The organism is Collinsella ihumii (genome assembly GCF_030385545.1).
Taxonomy (GTDB): Bacteria; Actinomycetota; Coriobacteriia; order Coriobacteriales; family Coriobacteriaceae; genus Collinsella; species Collinsella ihumii.
On sequence record NZ_JAUEIQ010000009.1, the window covers coordinates 25,910 to 44,525 of the forward strand.

General features: G+C 66.4%; 18 protein-coding genes. 17 read left to right on the forward strand and 1 reads right to left on the reverse strand.

The window, feature by feature from the left end; translation table 11 throughout:
• The first annotated feature begins 79 nt into the window (after window positions 1-79).
• From QVN30_RS09160 to holA, 14 genes are all read left to right on the forward strand, one after another.
• A complete protein-coding gene (locus QVN30_RS09160) occupies window positions 80-1,162 on the forward strand; it encodes a KamA family radical SAM protein (protein WP_289836157.1) in 1,083 nt (360 codons plus the stop codon).
• Between the two features lie 344 nt (window positions 1,163-1,506).
• Entirely contained in the window at window positions 1,507-2,091 is a 585-nt protein-coding gene (gene pyrR, locus QVN30_RS09165; RefSeq protein ID WP_204569592.1) for a bifunctional pyr operon transcriptional regulator/uracil phosphoribosyltransferase PyrR, read from the forward strand.
• A 4-nt stretch (window positions 2,092-2,095) separates the two neighbouring features.
• Window positions 2,096-3,040, forward strand: a complete 945-nt coding sequence (locus QVN30_RS09170; protein WP_066831932.1) for an aspartate carbamoyltransferase catalytic subunit — start codon at window positions 2,096-2,098, stop codon at window positions 3,038-3,040.
• Window positions 3,024-4,313, forward strand: a complete 1,290-nt coding sequence (locus tag QVN30_RS09175) for a dihydroorotase (RefSeq protein ID WP_204564288.1) — start codon at window positions 3,024-3,026, stop codon at window positions 4,311-4,313. Before QVN30_RS09170 ends, QVN30_RS09175 begins: the two co-directional genes overlap by 17 nt.
• Window positions 4,314-4,426: 113 nt before the next feature.
• On the forward strand, window positions 4,427-5,221 hold the full coding sequence (locus QVN30_RS09180; protein WP_289836158.1) for a dihydroorotate dehydrogenase electron transfer subunit: 795 nt from the start codon (window positions 4,427-4,429) through the stop codon (window positions 5,219-5,221).
• 11 nt (window positions 5,222-5,232) lie between these two features.
• The gene (locus QVN30_RS09185) at window positions 5,233-6,141 is read left to right on the forward strand and encodes a dihydroorotate dehydrogenase (protein ID WP_289836203.1); all 909 of its coding nucleotides are present in this window, start codon (window positions 5,233-5,235) and stop codon (window positions 6,139-6,141) included.
• Window positions 6,135-6,854 carry an orotidine-5'-phosphate decarboxylase gene (gene pyrF / locus QVN30_RS09190; RefSeq protein ID WP_289836159.1) on the forward strand — a complete coding sequence of 240 codons (720 nt, stop codon included), beginning with the start codon at window positions 6,135-6,137 and terminating at the stop codon, window positions 6,852-6,854. Before QVN30_RS09185 ends, pyrF begins: the two co-directional genes overlap by 7 nt.
• Window positions 6,855-7,048: 194 nt before the next feature.
• Complete coding sequence (gene mihF / locus QVN30_RS09195; protein WP_066831938.1) at window positions 7,049-7,357, forward strand: integration host factor, actinobacterial type; 309 nt, start codon at window positions 7,049-7,051, stop codon at window positions 7,355-7,357.
• The gene (gene gmk, locus QVN30_RS09200) at window positions 7,358-7,927 is read left to right on the forward strand and encodes a guanylate kinase (protein WP_204539778.1); all 570 of its coding nucleotides are present in this window, start codon (window positions 7,358-7,360) and stop codon (window positions 7,925-7,927) included. It begins immediately after the preceding gene.
• Window positions 7,928-7,933: 6 nt separating this feature from the next.
• Window positions 7,934-8,215, forward strand: a complete 282-nt coding sequence (locus QVN30_RS09205; RefSeq protein WP_066831941.1) for a DNA-directed RNA polymerase subunit omega — start codon at window positions 7,934-7,936, stop codon at window positions 8,213-8,215.
• Window positions 8,216-8,220: 5 nt separating this feature from the next.
• Complete coding sequence (gene thiI, locus QVN30_RS09210) at window positions 8,221-9,396, forward strand: tRNA uracil 4-sulfurtransferase ThiI (RefSeq protein WP_204569602.1); 1,176 nt, start codon at window positions 8,221-8,223, stop codon at window positions 9,394-9,396.
• Between the two features lie 266 nt (window positions 9,397-9,662).
• Window positions 9,663-10,388: a ComEA family DNA-binding protein gene (locus QVN30_RS09215; RefSeq protein WP_289836160.1), complete on the forward strand. Its 726-nt coding sequence runs from the start codon at window positions 9,663-9,665 to the stop codon at window positions 10,386-10,388.
• Complete coding sequence (locus QVN30_RS09220) at window positions 10,379-12,706, forward strand: ComEC/Rec2 family competence protein (RefSeq protein ID WP_289836161.1); 2,328 nt, start codon at window positions 10,379-10,381, stop codon at window positions 12,704-12,706. Before QVN30_RS09215 ends, QVN30_RS09220 begins: the two co-directional genes overlap by 10 nt.
• A gap of 93 nt (window positions 12,707-12,799) precedes the next feature.
• Complete coding sequence (holA, locus tag QVN30_RS09225) at window positions 12,800-13,780, forward strand: DNA polymerase III subunit delta (RefSeq protein WP_289836162.1); 981 nt, start codon at window positions 12,800-12,802, stop codon at window positions 13,778-13,780.
• A 138-nt stretch (window positions 13,781-13,918) separates the two neighbouring features.
• Here the strand turns inward: holA and rpsT are convergent, their stop codons facing one another.
• Window positions 13,919-14,182: a 30S ribosomal protein S20 gene (gene rpsT, locus QVN30_RS09230; RefSeq protein WP_066831951.1), complete on the reverse strand. Its 264-nt coding sequence runs from the start codon at window positions 14,180-14,182 to the stop codon at window positions 13,919-13,921.
• A gap of 197 nt (window positions 14,183-14,379) precedes the next feature.
• On the opposite strand from rpsT, the gene lepA reads away from it, so the two are divergent.
• From lepA to hemW, 3 genes are all read left to right on the forward strand, one after another.
• On the forward strand, window positions 14,380-16,188 hold the full coding sequence (gene lepA / locus QVN30_RS09235) for a translation elongation factor 4 (protein ID WP_289836163.1): 1,809 nt from the start codon (window positions 14,380-14,382) through the stop codon (window positions 16,186-16,188).
• A gap of 55 nt (window positions 16,189-16,243) precedes the next feature.
• Window positions 16,244-17,275 carry a tRNA dihydrouridine synthase DusB gene (dusB, locus tag QVN30_RS09240; protein WP_289836164.1) on the forward strand — a complete coding sequence of 344 codons (1,032 nt, stop codon included), beginning with the start codon at window positions 16,244-16,246 and terminating at the stop codon, window positions 17,273-17,275.
• A 126-nt stretch (window positions 17,276-17,401) separates the two neighbouring features.
• Complete coding sequence (gene hemW / locus QVN30_RS09245) at window positions 17,402-18,601, forward strand: radical SAM family heme chaperone HemW (RefSeq protein WP_289836165.1); 1,200 nt, start codon at window positions 17,402-17,404, stop codon at window positions 18,599-18,601.
• Window positions 18,602-18,616: the final 15 nt, after the last annotated feature.

Sequence of the window (18,616 nt, forward strand, 5' to 3'; positions counted from 1 at the left end):
CTCAAATATTCGGAAAGCTGGTATCAATATGGACATACCGGAAAAGGGATACGTCCGGATGTTCAGAAGTGAGGTCATCATGAAACGCTGGGAACAGTTACTTGAGGACGGCAAGCGGACCTTGGAGGATCTGAAGGACCGCCTGAACCTTACCGAAGAAGAGGCCGCCGCCTTCCAGCTCGTCGAGGAGCATTATCCGATCGTGATCCCCGAGGGCTATCTGCGGCTCATAAGCCCATGGGATGCGGACGACCCCATCAAGCGCATGTGCATCCCGCTGGCCACCAAGCCCTCCGACGATGTGAAGTACATCACCGATACGGTCATCGACGGCGGCCAGCACAAGTACGATCAGTCGGTCCTCATCATGACCAACTTCGACTGCCTGACCTACGCGCGCCGCTGCTACCGCAAGGACTTCGTGGCGCTCTCGCCCGATGAAGTCACCACGCGCATCCCCAAGCTCGCCGAATACATCGGCGACCATCCCGAGATCGACAACATATCCATCTCGGGCGGCGACGCGTTCCTGAACTCGAACCAGCGCATCGGCGAGTACCTCAAGGCGTTCTCGTTCCTGCCCAATATCGACTATATCCGCTTCACCACGAGTACGCCCGCCACGCTGCCCGAGCGCATCACGGAGGACGACGGTGAGCTGCTCGGCCTGCTTTCCCGCTATGCCAAGGCCAAGGCGATCGTCATCGTCACCCAGTTCGACCATCCGCGCGAGCTCACGGACAAGGCGGTCGTCGCCCTGCGCATGCTGCGCGAGGCGGGCTGCACGATCCGCAACGAGGCCGTCTTGATGAAGGGCGTCAACGACGACCCCGACACGATCCTCGAGCTGATGAACGGCCTGGTGGCGGCGGGCGTCGACCCGTACTACCTGTACCAGTGCCGCCGTCCGTTCTACGTGCAGGACAACCTGCAGGTCCCGATCGCCGACGGCATTCGAATCGTCGAGAGCGCCAAGGAGCGCATGAGCGGCATGTCCAAGAGCTTCCGCTTCATCCTGGCGCACCGCTGGGGCAAGGTCGAGATGCTCGGCTTCCTCGAGGACGGACGCGCCGTGTTCAAGTACCACGAGGCGCGCAAGGACGAGGACCAGGGGCGCATCTTCGCCACGGAGCTTGCCGAGGGGCAGACCTGGCTCGACTGACCGGCCGCATGACGGCGGCGTCTGCGCGACCCTCGCCTCGCCACGAAGGACGGGATCCGCACTGCGCGGGTCCCGTCCCGCCGTGTTCGGCGGAGGCCAACCCACACGGATTGTAGGGACACGGCGAAGACGAATTTGAGGGCTGGACAGACGGCGCATGCCGCTATACTAGGCCTTGACCATTAAGCGCAGTACGAGATGCTCGCATGGAACCAACATATCCGCGATGCGGAAATAAGCCTTTCTATGTGGATGTCTCGCCGACTGCGCTGGGGCATCTATTTTTTATGGCGCGACCGGGCCTTCGGGCAGGCGCGCGCCGCGACCATCAGGGAAGGAGTTCGATGAGCACGCCTACACCCAAAGCCGTCATCATGGATGAGGCATCCGTCTCGCGTGCGATGACGCGCATCGCGCACGAGATTCTCGAGCGCAACGAAGGGTGCGAGAACCTCGCCATCGTGGGCATCGTCACCCGTGGCGACCTTCTGGCCAAGCAGCTCGTAGACCGCATCAAGGAGATCGAGGGGGTGGACGTCCCGCTCGGCAGCCTTGACATCAGCTTCTATCGCGATGACTTCCTGACCCACTTCTCGCCCGAGGTGCACGCCACGCACATCCCGTTCGATGTCGACGGGAAGCGCATCGTGCTGGTCGACGACATCCTGTACACGGGCCGCACGATCCGCTGCGCGCTGGACGCCATCATGGACCTCGGCCGCCCCTCGCGCATCGAGCTCGCCGTCCTCGTGGACCGCGGCCATCGCGAGCTTCCCATCTGCCCCGATTTCGTGGGCAAGAACGTTCCGTCCTCGCACGAGGAGAACGTCCGCCTGTATCTCAAGGAGGTCGACGGCCGCACGGCCGTTGAGATCTTCGACGTCGCGCCCGGGGCACACGTGGGCTCCGCGCCTCTGGGAGGTGAGTAGCCGCATGGCTTTCAATCACAAGCATCTGATCGACATCCGGGAGTACTCCGATACCGATCTCATGACCATTCTGGAGACGGCGAAGGCCTTCTCCCAGGTTAACGAGCGCGCCATCAAGAAGGTGCCGACGCTCAAGGGCAAGACCATCGTCAACATGTTCAACGAGCCCTCCACGCGCACCCGCAGCTCCTTCGAGCTCGCCGAGAAGCGCCTGTCCGCCGACAGCCTGAACTTCGGCGGCTCCTCGACGTCCACCGTCAAGGGAGAGAGCCTCATCGACACCGTCATGACGCTCAACTCCTATAAGATCGACATGGTCGTCATCCGCGACAAGCACGCGGGCGCCCCCTACATCGTCACGCAGCATTCTCCCGTGTCGGTCATCGACGCGGGCGACGGCAAGCACGGCCACCCCACCCAGGCCCTGCTCGACCTGTACTCCATCTGGGAGCGCAAGCACACCTTCGAGGGTCTGAAGGTCGGTATCGTGGGCGACATCTCGCACTCCCGCGTGTGCGGCTCGCTCATCCCCGCGCTCAAGATCATGGGCGCCGAGGTGACGATCATCGCCCCCGGCACGCTCATCCCGCCCGCGCCCGAGGTGCTCGGCGTCGACCACGTGAGCTACAGCCTCGACGACGCGCTCCCCGAGCTCGACGTCGTCTACATGCTGCGCATCCAGCGCGAGCGCCTCGAGGGCGCCCCGTTCCCGAGCCTGCGCGAGTACCACGAGCTGTACGGTCTCACGCGCAAGCGCGAGCATCTCATGAAGCCCGACGCCATCGTGTGCCACCCCGGCCCGATCAACCGCGGCGTCGAGTTCGACTCCTACATGGCCGACCATCCTGAGCGCTCGGTCATCTTGGACCAGGTCTATGCCGGCATCTGCGTGCGCATGGCCGCCCTGTATTTGCTGCTTGGAGGTGCCGATAATGGCCTTGCTTCTTAAGAACGCCCACATCGTCGACCCGTCCGTCAACCTTGACGGCGTGGCCGATGTCGCCATCGAGGGCGACCGCATCACCGCCGTCGGCGAGAACCTTGCCGTCGAGGGCGCCGAGGTCATCGACCTTTCCGGCAAGTACCTCGTGCCGGGCCTCGTGGACATGCACGTCCACCTGCGCGACCCGGGCTACGAGCACAAGGGTGACATCGTGAGCGAGACCCGCGCCGCTGCCAAGGGCGGCATGACCGGCGTGTGCTCCATGCCCAACACCGACCCGGTGACCGACAACGGCGTGGCCGTCGAGTACGTGAAGTCCGTCGCCGCCGCCAAGGGCCACTGCCGCGTCTATCCGTCCGGCGCCATCACCAAGGGCCTCAAGGGCGAGATCATCTCCGAGATGGGCGACATGGTCGCCCACGGCTGCGTCGCGTTCACCGACGACGGCCGCGGCATCCAGGGCGCCGGCATGCTGCGCCGCGCCATGGACTACGGCAAGATGTTCGGCAAGGTCTTCATGAGTCACTGCCAGGACGAGGACCTCGTCGGCGAGGGCCAGATCAACGAGGGCGCCGTGTCCACGCGCCTCGGTCTTCTGGGATGGCCCGCTGAGGGCGAGGAGCTCCAGATCCAGCGCGACATCATGATTGCCCGCCTGACCGGCGCCAAGCTGCACATCCAGCACATCTCGACCGCGCGCGGCCTCGAGATGGTCCGCGCCGCCAAGGCCGAGGGCCTTCCGGTCACCTGCGAGGCGACCCCGCACCACCTGTTCCTCACCGAGGACGCCATCGACGAGACCTACAACACCTCCCTCAAGGTCAACCCGCCGCTGCGCACCGCCGCGGACGCCGAGGCCCTGCGCGAGGGCGTCGCCGACGGCACGGTCGACGCGATCGTGACCGACCATGCGCCCCATGCCGACTGGGAGAAGTCTCGCGAGTTCGAGCTGGCTCCGTTCGGCATGATCGGCATCGAGGGCTCGCTGGCGCTCGTGCTGACCAACCTGGTCAAGACCGGCAAGATCACCTACCAGCGCATGGTGGAGCTCATGTCCATCGCCCCGCGCCGCATTCTCGGCGTCGACGAGGTAAAGATCGAGGCCGGCTCGCTTGCCGACATCACCGTGTTCGATCCCGAGATCCGCTGGACGATCGGCGAGGACGGCTTTGAGTCCCGCGCCCATAACTGCGGCTTCACGGGCACCGAGGTCTGCGGTCGCGCCACCGACGTGTTCGTGGGCGGCAAGGCGACCCTGCGCGATGGCGTCGTCTGCTAGCCGCGCGCATTTGCTACCATAGGTACCAACCGTTAGCTGCGGGCCGGGTGCGCCATCTCGCAAGAGGGGTGCCTCGGCCCGTTGAGTTTCGCTTATCAAGAGAGGAGACGCGTATGCCCCAGCCTTCTTCGGCTCGGCTGCATGAGTTCAGGGTCGTCTCGAACGACAAGATCGCCGACGACACCTATGCGCTCGTCATCGAGGCCCCGGCGCTCGCAGCCGCCATCAAACCCGGACAGTTCATGAATTTCGAGGTTCCCGGCAACGCCATGAGCCTGCTGCGCATCCCGCTGTCCTACGCCCGTGCGGACGCGGACGCCGGCACGGTCGAGATCTGGTACGCGGTGGTGGGCGAGGGCACCGAGCGCCTGTCGCAGATGCGGCCCGGCGACACCTCGACGGTGCTCGGCCCCGGCGGCCACGGGTGGAGCGTGCCCGAGGGCTGCTCGCGCGCGCTGCTCGTCGGCGGCGGCATCGGCGTCCCCCCGCTGGTTCCGTTGGCCGAGCAGCTGCATGCCCAGGGCATCGAGTTCGACGTGTGCCTGGGCGCCAAGACGGCGACCGCCGGCGTGGGCAGCTCGGAGCTCGACGCGCTCGGCGCGCACGTCATCGAGATCGCGACCGATGACGGCACGGACGGCTACCACGGCTTCGTGACCGACCCCGCCGCCAAGCTGCTCGACGAGAAGCGCTACGACTACGTCGCCACCTGCGGCCCGAGCGTCATGATGTCCAAGGTCGCCGAGTCCGCCGCCAAGGCGGGCGCGTACTGCGAGGCGTCGCTCGAGCGCATGATGAGCTGCGGCTTCGGCGCCTGCAGCACCTGCAACGTCGAGACGACGGAGGGTATGAAGGGCGCCTGCATGTGCGGCCCCGTGTTCGATGCATCCAAGGTGGTGGTCTGGTGAGCCAGGTGAATATGGCCGTCGATTTCGGCGGCATCAAGATGAAGAACCCCATCAACACCGCGGCCGGCACGTTCGGCCAGGGTTGGCAGTTCGAGCCGTTCATCAACGTGAGCGACCTGGGCGCCATCACGACCAAGGGCTGCGCGGCCGAGCCGTGGCCCGGCAACCCGGCGCCCCGCATGTGCGAGATCCCCGGCGGCATGATGAACTCCGTCGGCCTGCAGAACCCCGGCGTCCGCGGGTTCGCCGAGGAGTCCGGCGAGTACCTGGCCGACCTCACGGCCAAGGGCACGCAGGTCATCTGCCAGTTGGCGGGCCACTCCACCGAGGAGTACGTGCGCGCGCTCGAGCTGTTCTGCGAGCTGTGCCCCTGGGCCGCCGGCTTCGAGATCAACGTGAGCTGCCCCAACATCTCGGCGGGCGGCGCCGCCTGCGGATCGACGCCCGAGGGCGCCGCCGAGGTCATGCGCGCGTGCCGCAAGGTCACGGACAAGCCGCTTGTCGTCAAGATGGCCCCGGTCCGCGTGGCGGAGATCGCCCGTGCGCTCGAGGCGGAGGGCGCCGACGGCCTGTCGGTCATCAACTCCATCTCCGGTATGGCCATCGACGTGCACACGCGCAAGAGCCGCCTGTCTAAGCCCACGGGCGGCATGTCCGGCCCGCTGTGCCACCACATCGCCGTGCGCATGGTATGGGAGGTCGCCAACGCGGTGGACATCCCCATCAACGGCGTGGGCGGCGTCATGACCGGCGAGGACGCGGCGGAGTTCATCCTTGCCGGCGCGACCTGCGTGTCGGTCGGCATGGCCAGCTTCGTCGACCCGACCGCCTCGGTGCGCATCCTGCATGAGCTCGAGGACTGGGCCGCATCGCAGGGCGTGTCCGACATCAACGAGCTCCGGGGGGCCGTCATATGCTAGATTCCGATGCCCGCGACCGCGTGATCGTCGCCATCGACTGCGGGCGCGAGGAGGCGCTCGACCTCGCCGACCGCCTGTCGGGCCATGCCCGGTGGCTCAAGGTCGGCATGACGCTGTTCTACGCCGAGGGCCCCGCGATCGTGGCCGAGATGCGCGAGCGCGGCTTCAAGGTCTTCCTCGACCTCAAGCTTCACGACATCCCGCATCAGGTGCGCGGCGCCGCCGAGGCGGCTGTGCGCACCGGCGCGGACCTGCTGACCATCCACGGCCTGGGAGCCGGCGCCATGATGGCCGCCGCGCGCGAGGGCGTGGAGGCGGCCGCCGAGGGCGGCGAGCGCGCGAAGGTCATCGCGGTGACCGTGCTCACGAGCATGGACCAGGCCGCGCTGTCCTCCATCGGCGTCGAGTCGCCGGTTGCCGAAGAGGCCGACCGCCTGGCCGGCTTGGCCACGCAAAACGGCATCGACGGCGTGGTGTGCTCGCCGCAGGAGGCCTCCCGCATGCGTGAACTTCTGGGTGAGGGAGCGCTTGTCGTGACGCCCGGCGTGCGTCCGGCGGGCGCGGCGCTCGGTGACCAGAGCCGCGTCGCCACGCCCGCTCAGGCCATCGCGCGCGGTGCGAGCCATATCGTCGTCGGCAGGCCCATTACCAGCGCGGACGATCCCGTCGCCGCCTATGAGGCCATCGTCGCCGAGCTCGTCGAGCAGGCCTAGTTTCTCCATGTCGTGCCGCGCCTATCGCGAATCTTTCGTGGAGCGAAGCCGAGAATGTCCATTCTTCCTGCGGTTTTGCTTGAAGTTTGGGAACACATCGACTAAGGTATTACGGCGCATGAGTGCAAAGACCGCAGGTCACGCGCTTGCGTTCAATGTTTTATGGTAAGTTACCCTACGTAATTGGAGGTATCATGGCGCTTCCTCAGCTCACCGATGAGCAGCGCAAGGCCGCTCTGGAGAAGGCTGCTGCCGCCCGTCACGCCCGTGCCGAGCTTCGCGAGAAGATCAAGAAGGGTGAGATCTCGCTCGAGTCCGTCCTCAACTCTGACGATCCGATCGCCTCTCGCATGAAGGTCTCCACCCTCATCGAGTCGCTCCCCGGCTACGGCAAGGCCAAGGCTGCCAAGATCATGGACGAGCTGGGCATTTCCGCTACGCGTCGTGTCCAGGGTCTCGGTGTCCGCCAGCGCGAGCAGCTCCTCGAGCAGCTCTCCCGTTAAGTGAGCGGCTACACCCCTAAGCTCTTTGTGATTTCCGGACCGTCAGGTGCAGGGAAGGGGACGCTGGTTGCGCGCATCCGCGACCGGTATCCTCGGCTCGGCCTGACGGTTTCCGCTACCACACGGGAGCCACGCGAGGGCGAGATCGACGGCAAGAGCTACTACTTCCTGACCGATGAGGAGTTTTCCCGCCGTGTCGAGGCGGGGGAATTCGTCGAGTGGGCGCATGTGCACGGCCATTGCTACGGCACGCTCGTGAGCGAGGTCACGTCCAAGCTGGACAGCGGCAGCTCCCTGGTGCTCGAGATCGATGTGCAGGGCGCCTTCCAGGTCAAGGAGCGCTTCCCCGACGCCGTCCTCGTGTTCATCATGCCCCCTTCGCTCGCTATACTGAAGCAGCGCCTGAGCGACCGCGGAACCGAGACCGACGAGTCGCTCACCTTGAGGATGGCCAACGCCGAGCGCGAGATGGCGCTCGCCGACCGCTACGACGACGTGGTGGTCAACGACGACCTCGAGCGCGCGACGGGCGAGCTGTTGGGTGTTATCGAGAAGCATGAAAGGAACTGAGACGTCATGTCCGTAATCAAGCCCCGTATCGACGACCTGCTGGAGAAGACGGATAACAACCGCTTCCTTCTGGCATCGCTCGCCTCCAAGCGCGCCTGCGACATCAACAGCATGTTGCGCGGCCAGCACAGCCGCGTTCTGGCCGTCCAGGATGTCGACGATATCACCATCGCGCTGTCCGGCGCCGACACCATCTCCATGGCCATGGATGAGATCCTCGACGGAGACATCTCCTACGACCACGAGCGCTACGTGTCGGCCCTGCAGCACGCCAACCCGGAAGCGTAGCGCGTATGGCGAGCCGCGTTTGCCTGGTCCATTATCACGAGATCGGGCTCAAGGGTAAAAACCGCGCGCGTTTCGAGCATATTCTCATGGATAACCTGAAGGCGGCCTTGGCCGCCTTTTCCGTGGCGACGATCGCGCGCATCTCCGGCCATATCCTCGTGACGTTCTCTGTCGCGGGGGAGGCCGAGCGCGCGTTCGAGCTCATCGCGCGCGTTCCGGGCGTCGCCCGGGTCTCGCTGGCGTTCCACACCAACCGCGAGGCGCATGAATACTGCCAGGCGGCGGTGCGCGCCCTGCGCGAGGCGGGGGAGTTCTCCTCCTTCAAGGTCGCCGCGCGCCGTTCGAACACCGACTACGAGCTCACCTCGATCGACCTCAACCGACAGGTCGGCGAGGTGCTGTGCGAGGCCTTCCCCGACAAGAAGGTCCTCATGCACGACCCCGACATCCAGGTTCACGTGCTTGTGGTCCAGGGCAGCGTCTACGTGTATGCCAAGAGCATCCCTGGCGTGGGAGGTCTGCCGCAGGGGAGCGCGGGCAAGGTCGTGACCCTGCTCTCGAGCGGCATCGATTCCCCGGTGGCCACGTGGATGCTCGCGCGCCGCGGCGCCACACCCGTCCCGGTGCACTTCTCGGGCCGTCCCCAGACGGCCGACACGAGCGAGTATCTTGTGCAGGATGTGATCGAGGCGCTGGCTCCCGCCGTGAAGATCCCGCGCCTCTACGTCGTCCCGTTCGGCGATTGCCAGCGCGAGATCTCGCTTGCCTGCCCGAGCGACCTGCGTGTAATCATGTATCGCCGCGTGATGTACTCCGTGGCCGAGCGGATCGCCAGGCTCGAGAACGCCAAGGCCATCGTGACGGGCGAGTCGCTCGGTCAGGTCGCCTCGCAGACGCTTGAGAACATCATGGCGGTCAACGAGGTCGCGAGCCTTCCGGTGTTCCGCCCGCTGATCGGTTCGGATAAGCAGGAGATCATCGCGCGCGCCAAGCAGATCGGGACCTACGACATCTCGACGCAGGATGCTCCCGACTGCTGCACGCTGTTCATGCCCCGCCGTCCCGAGACGCACGCCAAGATGGACAAGGTGCACGAGGCATGGGACATGTTCGACCACGATGCGATGATCGACCAGCTCGTGCGCGATGTCGAGCACATCGATTTTCCGCGTCAGCCGTAACGGGGAAACACCCGCCGATTCATCCTACGCCCGGCACAGCGTGCCGGGCGTTTTCGTTTTCAGCACGGATACGGAGCCGGTCCGTGCATCCTGCCTGCGCCCGCTATGTGACGCATGGCGCACTCGGACGACCGCGCGCCTTACCGGAATCCAACGCATCTGTCGGATTCGCGGCAAGCGTCCGGTAAGGTCGTACGCTGGGATTTGAGATCCTTGACGCCTGCCGTCGTGCCCCATGGTTGCATGGGGTGCAGGAGGTGGCTCGTATGGCTCAGTTGGAATCGAAGGCGCAGCATCCGGTGGAGGTGGCGAAGCGGCGCGTTCGTCAGAATCCCGCGCTGCTGGCGGCGCTTCTCGTGGCGGCGGTGACGATCGCGGCGGTGTGCGCAATCGGCATCTGGCAGGCGACCGGCGACGGCGTGCTCATCGAACAGGGAGCGGCGCCGCTGCCCGAGACGGATGGGGCGCAGGGAGATGGGCCGGATGCAGACGGGTCGGGGGCGGACGGCGCGGATGCCGTCGATGATCAAGACGTTGCGGCGACGCCTTCATCGCTTGTTGTCGACGTGGACGGCGCCGTCTCGAATCCCGGCGTCTACGAGCTTGATGCGGACGCGCGCGTGAACGACGCCATCCAGGCCGCCGGCGGCCTTACGAACGAGGCCGATGTCGCGGCGATAAACCGCGCCGCCCTTCTGACCGACGGCCAGAAGGTCTACGTCTCCCATGTCGGCGAGGAGGTCGAGACGACCGCGGGCGCGGCGACGCCTGCGAGCCCGGGCGCCTCATCGTCTGATGCGGGCCCCGTCAACATCAACACGGCGTCTGTCGACGACCTCGACACGCTTCCGGGCGTCGGCCCCTCCACGGCGCAGGCCATCGTCGACGATCGCACGCAGAACGGGGCGTTCGCCAGCATCGAGGACATCATGCGCGTCTCGGGAATCGGCGAGAAGAAGTTCGAGAAGCTGAAGGGCCTGATTTGCGTGTAGGGGCCGCGCCCGCAGACGCCGGATTGCCGCCACGCCCCTATGTCCCGCCCCTGTGCGCGGGCGCGGCCTCGGCATGTGCGGTCTGCGCCCTGCTGCTTGACCGCGCGTGGGCGATCCGGTGCACCGGGGCGGACGTATGGCTTCCCATCACGGTCGTGGCGGGCGCCGTGGCCGTGGGCGCGGCCCTCGTCGTGCTGTCGGCCACCCCCTTCGCGCGGCGCGCCGACTTTGCGCGCGCCGCGCTGTTCTGGGCGGGGAGCCTGTGCATCGCCTCGAGCCTCTCGAGCGCCATCTGGATCCAAGGGCTTCAACGGGACGGCGCATCGTTTGCGGGCTCGGCCAGCCGGTACCGGTATGAGGTCTGCTCCGATGCCAGCCACGGTGCGTTCGGCGTCTCGTTTACCGCCGAGGCGTACGATGACGAGGGTCGTCGCGCATGCCGCGTACGCGTCACGGCGCAGGAGGCGTTCGCTGCGGGAGATGTGCTGTCGCTGGTGGGGCGCATAGAGCCGCTCGACGACTCCGAATGGGGGCGGTCCCGTTTCATGAGGGGCGAGATCGCCACGGTGCGCGCCGTGCGCGTGACCAACGCGGTCTCAGGAGGCTTCGACCCCGTTCGCGCCCTGCGCCAGGCGGCCGTCGACGCCATCGATCCCGCGCGCAGCGCCGCCCGAGCGCTCGTGGCGGGAACCGTGTGCGGGAGCGTCACGGATCTCAACCAGACCGATGCGTCGGATGTGTTCTCGGCGACCGGTCTGTCCCATCTCGTTGCTGTCTCGGGAAGCCATCTCGCGCTCATCTCGGCGTTCGTCTCGAAACTGCTCGACCGCATCGGGTGCTCGCGCACGGCGCGCTTCGCCGTGGTCGGCGCGCTTTCGGTCGCCTACGTCCTGTTCACCGGGTGCGCGCCTTCCGCCGTTCGCTCGGCCATCATGGTGTGCTTGGCTATGACGGCGCAGGGCGCGGGGCGTCGCGGCCACGGCATATCGGCGCTCGCGCTCGCCGTCTGCGGGTTCGTGTTCATGTGGCCGGGCGTGGTGTTCGACCTCGGCTTTCAGCTCTCCGCGATGAGCGTGCTGTTCATCTCGCTGTTCGGGACCTATGTCGCCCATCTGCTTCGGCGCGCGGGGCTGCCGAGGGTGCTCGCGGACCCGCTGTCGCTCACGCTTGTGGCCCAATGGGCGACGCTTCCTCTGACGCTGCCCGTGTTCGGCGAGCTTTCCCTCGTGGCGCCTGCGGCGAATCTCATCGTCGGGCCCCTGATGAGCGCCCTGCTCGTATGCGGGCTCGCGCTCGTCTGGCCCTGTATCGCGTTTCCCCCGCTGTGCGCGCTCATGGCGATACCCGAGGCGCTGGCGAACATCTCCATCTTCGCCGCCGAGCTGCTGGCGTCCGTTCCGTTCGCATCCGTCCGCGTGTCGGCGGAGGGCCCCATGATGGCGATTCCCTATGTCGTGGCCGCGGCGGTCTACGTGCGCTGGCCCGACCCGAAGCGCTGGCAGCTTCTCTTCGGCGTTTCGCTGGCGGCCGGCTCGTGCGGCTGCTGGTTTGCGTACTGGCAGGTGTTCGCCCCGCCGGCGATCACCGTGCTCGATGTCGGGCAGGCGGACTCGATCCTCGTGCGCGACGGATCTCAGACGCTGCTGGTCGATGCGGGCGTGGACGAGGCGGCCGCCGAGGCGCTCGCGCGCAACCATGTGCTGCAGCTCGACGCCGTGCTCATCACCCATTGGGACCAAGATCACTGGGGAGGGCTGCCCGACGTGCTCGCGACCGTCGAGGTTGATCGGATCCTCGTGGCACGGGGCGGCGCGGCACGCGTCCCGTCCGAGCTTCTCGATCTGCTGCCGTGCGCATGCACCGAGCTCTCGGTGGGCGATCGCATCTCTGTCGGCGGCTACACCTGCGATGTCGTATGGCCGCGCGAGGAGGTGGCGGGGGAGGAGAACGCCGACTCGGTGGTGCTCGACGTCTCGTATGCGGGGCCGGCGGGATCATACAGCATGCTGCTCACCGGGGACACGGAGGTCGACCAGGAGCTGGCGTACGCCGACGCGGTGGGCACGGTCGACATCTTGAAGCTCGGGCATCACGGGTCCGCCGCGTCGGTCGACGGGGAGGTGCTCGCCCTGCTCGACCCGAGCGTCGCCGTGGCCAGCGCGGGCAAGGACAATGCCTACGGCCATCCCGATCCCGCCTGCGTGCAGGCGGTCGAGCGGCACGGCGCGGCCTTCGCGTGCACGAAGGATGCGGGGGATCTGATCGTGGAGCCCCATGACGGCGGGTTCCGCGTGAGGGCGCAGGGCACATCGGGGTAGAATGGGCCTTTAAAGAAACGCGCGTCGATTCATGCGGCATCCGCCGCGAGATCAATCGATCAGCGTTTCCGCGCGATCGAAAGGAGCCGCCCTATGCCCGAGGCGTCGCTGCTGCCCGTCTACCTTATCGTCGGCGCAGATGAGTACAAGCGCTCCCATGCCGTGGAGCGCATGAAGGCCCGTCTCGAGAAGAGCGGTATGGCCGAGTTCAACCTCGACGAGCGCGACATGACGCGCGACCCCGCCATCGACGATATCGTCGCCTCGCTGAACACGTTCCCCATGGGTGCGGATTTCCGCCTCGTCATCCTCGACGGCTGCGATCGCCTGCCGAAGACCGTGAGCGAGCCGCTTGTCGAGTACCTCGCCAACCCGTCTCCCACCACCGTCTGCCTGATCGTGGCGAACACGCTGGCCAAGAACACAAGGCTGTACAAGGCGGTCGCGAAGATCGACAAGAAGGCGATCGTCGACTGCACGCCCAAGAAGGCCTGGGAGATGCCCAAGCAGGTCGTGTCCATGGCGCGCGCACACGGCAAGGTCATGAGCCTGGCCGCCGCCGAGGCGCTGGTCAGCCGCGCGGGCGAGGCCTCGCGCATGCTCGACAACGAGCTCAAGCGCCTTTCGCAGATGATCGAGGGCCCCGAGATCACCGTCGACGATGTCGAGCGGCTCGTGATGCGCACGGCCGAGGTCAAGCCGTGGGACTTCCTGAACGCCGTCTCCGCCCGCGACCTGCCGCGCGCGCTCGAGCTGTTGGCGCTCCAGCCGGATCGCAGCGAGGTCCGGCTGTTCTCGCTGCTCGTCACCCGCTTGCGGGAGCTCATCGTGGCCAAAGCCCTCGATGCGCGCGGGGCGGGGCGGGAGCTCGCGGCCACCCTCGGCGTTCAGAGCTGGCAGGTGAAGAACCATCTCACATGGGCGCGCCGCTACAAGATGGCCGAGCTCGTCGATGCGCTCTCCGCGGCCGTCGATGTCGAGGCCGCCCTCAAGGGCTCGCGCGATTCTGCCCTCGCCCTGCGCATGTGGGTGATTCAGATCTGCTCGCCGCGCAACGAGAGAAGTGCCGGCTGACCGCCTTCGCGCTCATGCTCGCCCTTCTCGGAAGGCGCGGCGGCGCATTCGTGCGAGGCCTCGCCGCCCTCGCGCCATGAAAAAGGGTCCCGCTGGCGAAAGCGGGACCCTTGCGATCAACGTTGTACCGTTGAGAAGTTACTCCATGGAGTTGACCAGGTGCTGCACGCCGGACTTGCGGTTGGCGGCCTGGTTCTTGTGGATGACGCCCTTGGCGACAGCCTTGTCGAGCGCGCGGTTGGCGCGGGTCGCGGCAGCAGAGGCAGCAGCCTTGTCGCCAGCCTCAACGGCAGCGTGAACGTGCTTGATCAGCGTCTTGAGCTCGGACTTGATCGCCTTGTTGCGGATGCGGGCAACCTCGGCGGTGCGGATACGCTTCTTCTGAGACTTGATGTTTGCCACTTGCAGAAATCCTTTCAAATGCTTCGATAAGCCTTATGTTCACGGCCTCTGAGACACGGTGAGGTCACAACTCGGTGAGTATAGCACGCGTATGCAGGGAAGAAAAGCGTATTCGGTGTGGATTAGGCGTGATGCTCACGAGATGTGCACGAGTGGACACTCGCGTGAGCCCTCGGCGTTCGGGTATGATAGGCCCCATGGATACGACTAACACCTCACATATCAGAAACTTCTCCATCATCGCGCACATCGACCACGGCAAGTCGACGATCTCGGACCGCATCCTCGAGCTCACGCACACCGTGGACGAGCGCGACATGGAGTCGCAGCTGCTCGACTCGATGGACATCGAGCGCGAGCGCGGCATCACCATCAAGAGCAACGCCGTGCGCGTCATGTACACGGCCGACGATGGCGAGGTCTACCAGTTCAACCTCATCGACACGCCGGGCCACGTCGACTTCACCTACGAGGTCTCGCGCTCGCTCGCCGCGTGCGAGGGCGCGGTCCTCGTGGTCGATGCCACCCAGGGCGTCGAGGCCCAGACGGTCTCCAACGCCAATTTGGCCATGAACGCCAACCTGGACATCGTTCCGGCCATCAACAAGATCGACCTTCCGAGCGCCCATCCCGACGAGGTCAAGACCGAGATCGAGGACGAGCTCGCCATCCCCGCCGACGACGCGGTCTGCGTCTCGGGAAAGACGGGCGAGGGCATCCACGACCTGCTCGAGGCCATTGTGTTTCTCGTCTCGCCGCCGGCGGGCGACGCGAAGGCGCCGCTGAAGGCGCTCATCCTCGATTCCTATTTCGATGAGTACCGCGGCGTGGTGGCGACGGTGCGCGTCTTCGACGGCTCGATCCGCAAAGGCGACACGCTCACCATGATGCAGACCGGCGAGAGCTTTTTGGTCGACGGCGTGGGCATCAAGCGCCCCGCCGAGATCCTCGTCGACGAGATCGCCGTCGGCGAGGTCGGCTTCGTGGTGACGGGCCTCAAGGATCCGGGGGCGGTGCACGTGGGCGACACGCTGACGTATCGCGACCGTTCGTGCCCCGAGCCGCTGCCGGGCTATCGCGAGGCCAAGCCCATGGTCTATACCGGTCTGTTCCCGATCGACAACAAGGATTACGAGAACCTGCGTGACGCCCTCGAGAAGCTGCGCGTGAACGACCCGTCGCTCACCTGGAGCCCCGAGACCTCCGTGGCGCTCGGCTTCGGCTTCCGCGTGGGTTTCCTCGGCCTGCTTCACATGGAGGTCGTCAAGGAGCGTCTGGAGCGCGAGTTCGACCTCGACCTCATCGCGACGAGCCCTAGCGTTGACTACCACGTCTACAAGACCGACGGCACCATGGTCGACGTGCGCAGCCCGCAGGATCTTCCCGACGTGACGCGCATCGACCATATCGAGGAGCCCTACCTCGCCGCGAAGGTCATCGTGCCGCCCGAGTACACCGGCGCGGTCATGCAGCTCGCCATCGAGCACCGCGCGGTCATGACCGATATGATCCACCTGTCCGCCAAGTCGGTGGAGATGCATTTCGACATGCCGCTCGCCGAGCTCATCTTGGACTTCTTCGACCAGCTCAAGAGCCGCACCAAGGGATATGCGAGCCTCGACTACGAGTTCTCCGGCTATCGCACGAGCGAGCTCGTCAAGCTCGACATCCTGCTTTCGGGCGACGAGGTCGACGCGCTGTCCTTCATCGTCCACAAGGACAAGGCCTACCCGCTTGCGCGCGGGCTGTGCGACAAGCTCAAAGAGATCATCCCCAGGCAGCAGTTCGAGGTGCCCATCCAGGGTGCGATCGGCAACAAGATCATCGCGCGCTCGACGGTCAAGGCGGTGCGCAAGGACGTGCTCGCCAAGTGCTACGGCGGCGACATCTCGCGCAAGCGCAAGCTGCTCGAGAAGCAGAAAGAGGGCAAGAAGCGCATGAAGGCCATCGGCTCGGTCGATGTGCCGCAAGAGGCGTTCCTTGCGATTCTGAAGGTGGACGAGTAACCGCGTGAAATTCTAGGGACAGTCCCTAGAATTTCATTGCGTGCAAAGGGGATTCATGGGGTTTTCCGACGACCTGCGCGCGGCCTATGCCGAGCAGCCGTTTCTGCTGGCACCCATGGCGGGCGTGACCGACGCGGCCTACCGTATCATGTGCCGTCGCTGCGGGGCGGCCATGGCGTACTCCGAGATGGTGAGCGTCGCCGGGCTGGCATACGCGAGCAACAAGACCTGGCGCCTCGTGCTGCCCGAGGACGAGGAGCCCCAGATCTGCGTGCAGCTGTTCGGCTCCAAGCCCGAGCAGTTCGCGGGCGCCGTCGATGCGGTGCAGGAGCGCGTGGGGGACAAGCTCTCGCTGATCGATATCAACATGGCGTGCCCCGCGCGCAAGGTCATCACCAAGGGCGAGGGTTCCGCCCTCATGGAGACCCCCGAGCTAGCCGCGGATATCGTGCGCGCCGCCGTCGGGCGCGCCCAGGTGCCGGTGACGGTCAAGATGCGCATCGCGTTCCGTACGGGCGAGCGCACCGCGCCCGAGCTCGCGCGCATGCTCGAGGACGCGGGCGCCGCCGCCGTGGCGGTCCACGGGCGTACGGCCAAGCAGCTCTACACCGGGGCCGCCGACTGGTCCATCATCGACGAGGTCGCCGATGCCGTGGAGATCCCGGTCGTGGGCTCGGGCGACGTGTTCTCGGCCGAGGACGCCGTGCGCATGCTCAAGACCACGAAGGCCGAGGCCGTGTTCGTGGCGCGCGGCACCTACGGCAACCCCTGGGTCTTCGACGATGCGCGCGCCCTCGTCGCGGACGGGACCGCGGTGCCCGTCCGCTCGGCGCACGAACGTCTCGAGGCCCTGCGGGAGCATCTGGGCCTCGTGCACCGCTACCTGCCGTTCATGGCGCGCGCCCGCACGTTCGCGACGTGGTATCTCAAGGGTATGCCGCATGCCGCCGCGTGGCGCGGACGCGTGGTCAAGTGCACAGACTACAGGGACTTCATGGACCTGGTCGACGAGATCGAGGCGGACGTGGCCGCTTGCGAGGAGATCCTCGCCGCGGGCGGCACCCTGCCTCCTCTCGCGAACGCGTAGCGCTCGGCGCCCATGCTTCCAAAGAGCGCCATGGGAGCGCATTCGGGCGAATAGCGCTCCTGTGGCGTACACTCGGTCGGTGGACGCTCCATGTGCGCGCCGTGGATGTGCGGAAGGGGAATGCGAATGGTCGATGCGCTCTATATCCATGTGCCGTTTTGCCATGCGAAGTGCCTGTACTGCGATTTCGAGTCCCGGGCATGCCGGGACGCTTCGGCCTACGATGCGTACGTCGCTTCCATGCGGGAGTGCATCGAGCGGCTGGGGGAGACGGGCGCGCTGTCGTCCTGCCGGACGGTCTATATTGGCGGCGGCACGCCGAGCGTTTTGGGCGACCTGCTGGTCGAGCTCGCGCAAACCGTGCGCGAGGCCGCGCCCTGCGTTGTCGAGTTCTCGTGCGAGGCGAATCCCGAGTCGTTTTCGGCGGGTCTGGCGGAGTCGCTCGCGGGCGCAGGCGTGACGCGTGTGTCGCTCGGGGTCCAGAGCTTCGTCGACGACGAGCTCCGTGCGCTCGGGCGCCTGCATTCGGCGCGCGGCGCACGCGAGGCCATCGACGCGGCGCGTGCCGCGGGGCTGGACGTGTCGTGCGACCTCATGTGCGGCATTCCCTTGCAGACGGCTGAAAGCTGGGAGGCCACGCTCGATGCGGCCGTCGCCGCCCGGACGAATCACGTTTCGGTCTACCCGCTCACGATCGAGGACGGAACGCCGCTCGCCGCGAAGGTCGAGCGCGGCGCGCTCGCCGAGCCCGACGAGGACTTCCAGGCATGGTGCATGGAGGAGGCGAGGCGGCGGCTCGGGTCTGCCGGCATGCGTCCTTACGAGGTGGCGAGCTATGCGCGACCGGGCAAGGAGTGCGCCCACAACATCGCCTATTGGACCGGGAAGAGCTATCTGGGGCTCGGGCGGTCTGCGGCGAGCATGTTCGACCGTAAGACGTATGGTGAGCTGCGCTGCGACCTTTCGCTGCCCGAGGTCGGGGAGGATGCCGCGAGGATCCGCTTCGTCCAGACGACTGACGCGCTGCCCGGCGGAAGGCGCGTGCCGGCTTCCTTCGATATCGAGCAGATGCGCGCCCGCGAGGTCGTCGCGGAGGACCTGATGCTCGGCATGAGGATGTCGCGCGGGGTGGGCTGCGGGCTGCTCGTACGCGCCCGCGAGGAGATCGGGTCGGATGCGGTCGACCGCGCCGTCGACCATGCGCTATCGCGGGGGCTCGCCCGCTGGTGCGACACGGCGGGCGGGCGGCGCCTGGTGCCCACCCACGACGGCTGGCTTCTCGGCAACGAGCTTTACGGCCTGTTCTGGGAGCTGGCCTCCGCATGAAATTCTAGGGACTGT

Coding starts and splice junctions, on each gene's coding strand:
- QVN30_RS09160 (WP_289836157.1), top strand. CDS start 80: ATGAAACGCTGGGAACAGTTACTTGAGGACGGCAAGCGGACCTTGGAG.
- pyrR (WP_204569592.1), top strand. CDS start 1,507: ATGAGCACGCCTACACCCAAAGCCGTCATCATGGATGAGGCATCCGTC.
- QVN30_RS09170 (WP_066831932.1), top strand. CDS start 2,096: ATGGCTTTCAATCACAAGCATCTGATCGACATCCGGGAGTACTCCGAT.
- QVN30_RS09175 (WP_204564288.1), top strand. CDS start 3,024: ATGGCCTTGCTTCTTAAGAACGCCCACATCGTCGACCCGTCCGTCAAC.
- QVN30_RS09180 (WP_289836158.1), top strand. CDS start 4,427: ATGCCCCAGCCTTCTTCGGCTCGGCTGCATGAGTTCAGGGTCGTCTCG.
- QVN30_RS09185 (WP_289836203.1), top strand. CDS start 5,233: ATGGCCGTCGATTTCGGCGGCATCAAGATGAAGAACCCCATCAACACC.
- pyrF (WP_289836159.1), top strand. CDS start 6,135: ATGCTAGATTCCGATGCCCGCGACCGCGTGATCGTCGCCATCGACTGC.
- mihF (WP_066831938.1), top strand. CDS start 7,049: ATGGCGCTTCCTCAGCTCACCGATGAGCAGCGCAAGGCCGCTCTGGAG.
- QVN30_RS09205 (WP_066831941.1), top strand. CDS start 7,934: ATGTCCGTAATCAAGCCCCGTATCGACGACCTGCTGGAGAAGACGGAT.
- thiI (WP_204569602.1), top strand. CDS start 8,221: ATGGCGAGCCGCGTTTGCCTGGTCCATTATCACGAGATCGGGCTCAAG.
- QVN30_RS09215 (WP_289836160.1), top strand. CDS start 9,663: ATGGCTCAGTTGGAATCGAAGGCGCAGCATCCGGTGGAGGTGGCGAAG.
- holA (WP_289836162.1), top strand. CDS start 12,800: ATGCCCGAGGCGTCGCTGCTGCCCGTCTACCTTATCGTCGGCGCAGAT.
- lepA (WP_289836163.1), top strand. CDS start 14,380: ATGGATACGACTAACACCTCACATATCAGAAACTTCTCCATCATCGCG.
- dusB (WP_289836164.1), top strand. CDS start 16,244: ATGGGGTTTTCCGACGACCTGCGCGCGGCCTATGCCGAGCAGCCGTTT.
- hemW (WP_289836165.1), top strand. CDS start 17,402: ATGGTCGATGCGCTCTATATCCATGTGCCGTTTTGCCATGCGAAGTGC.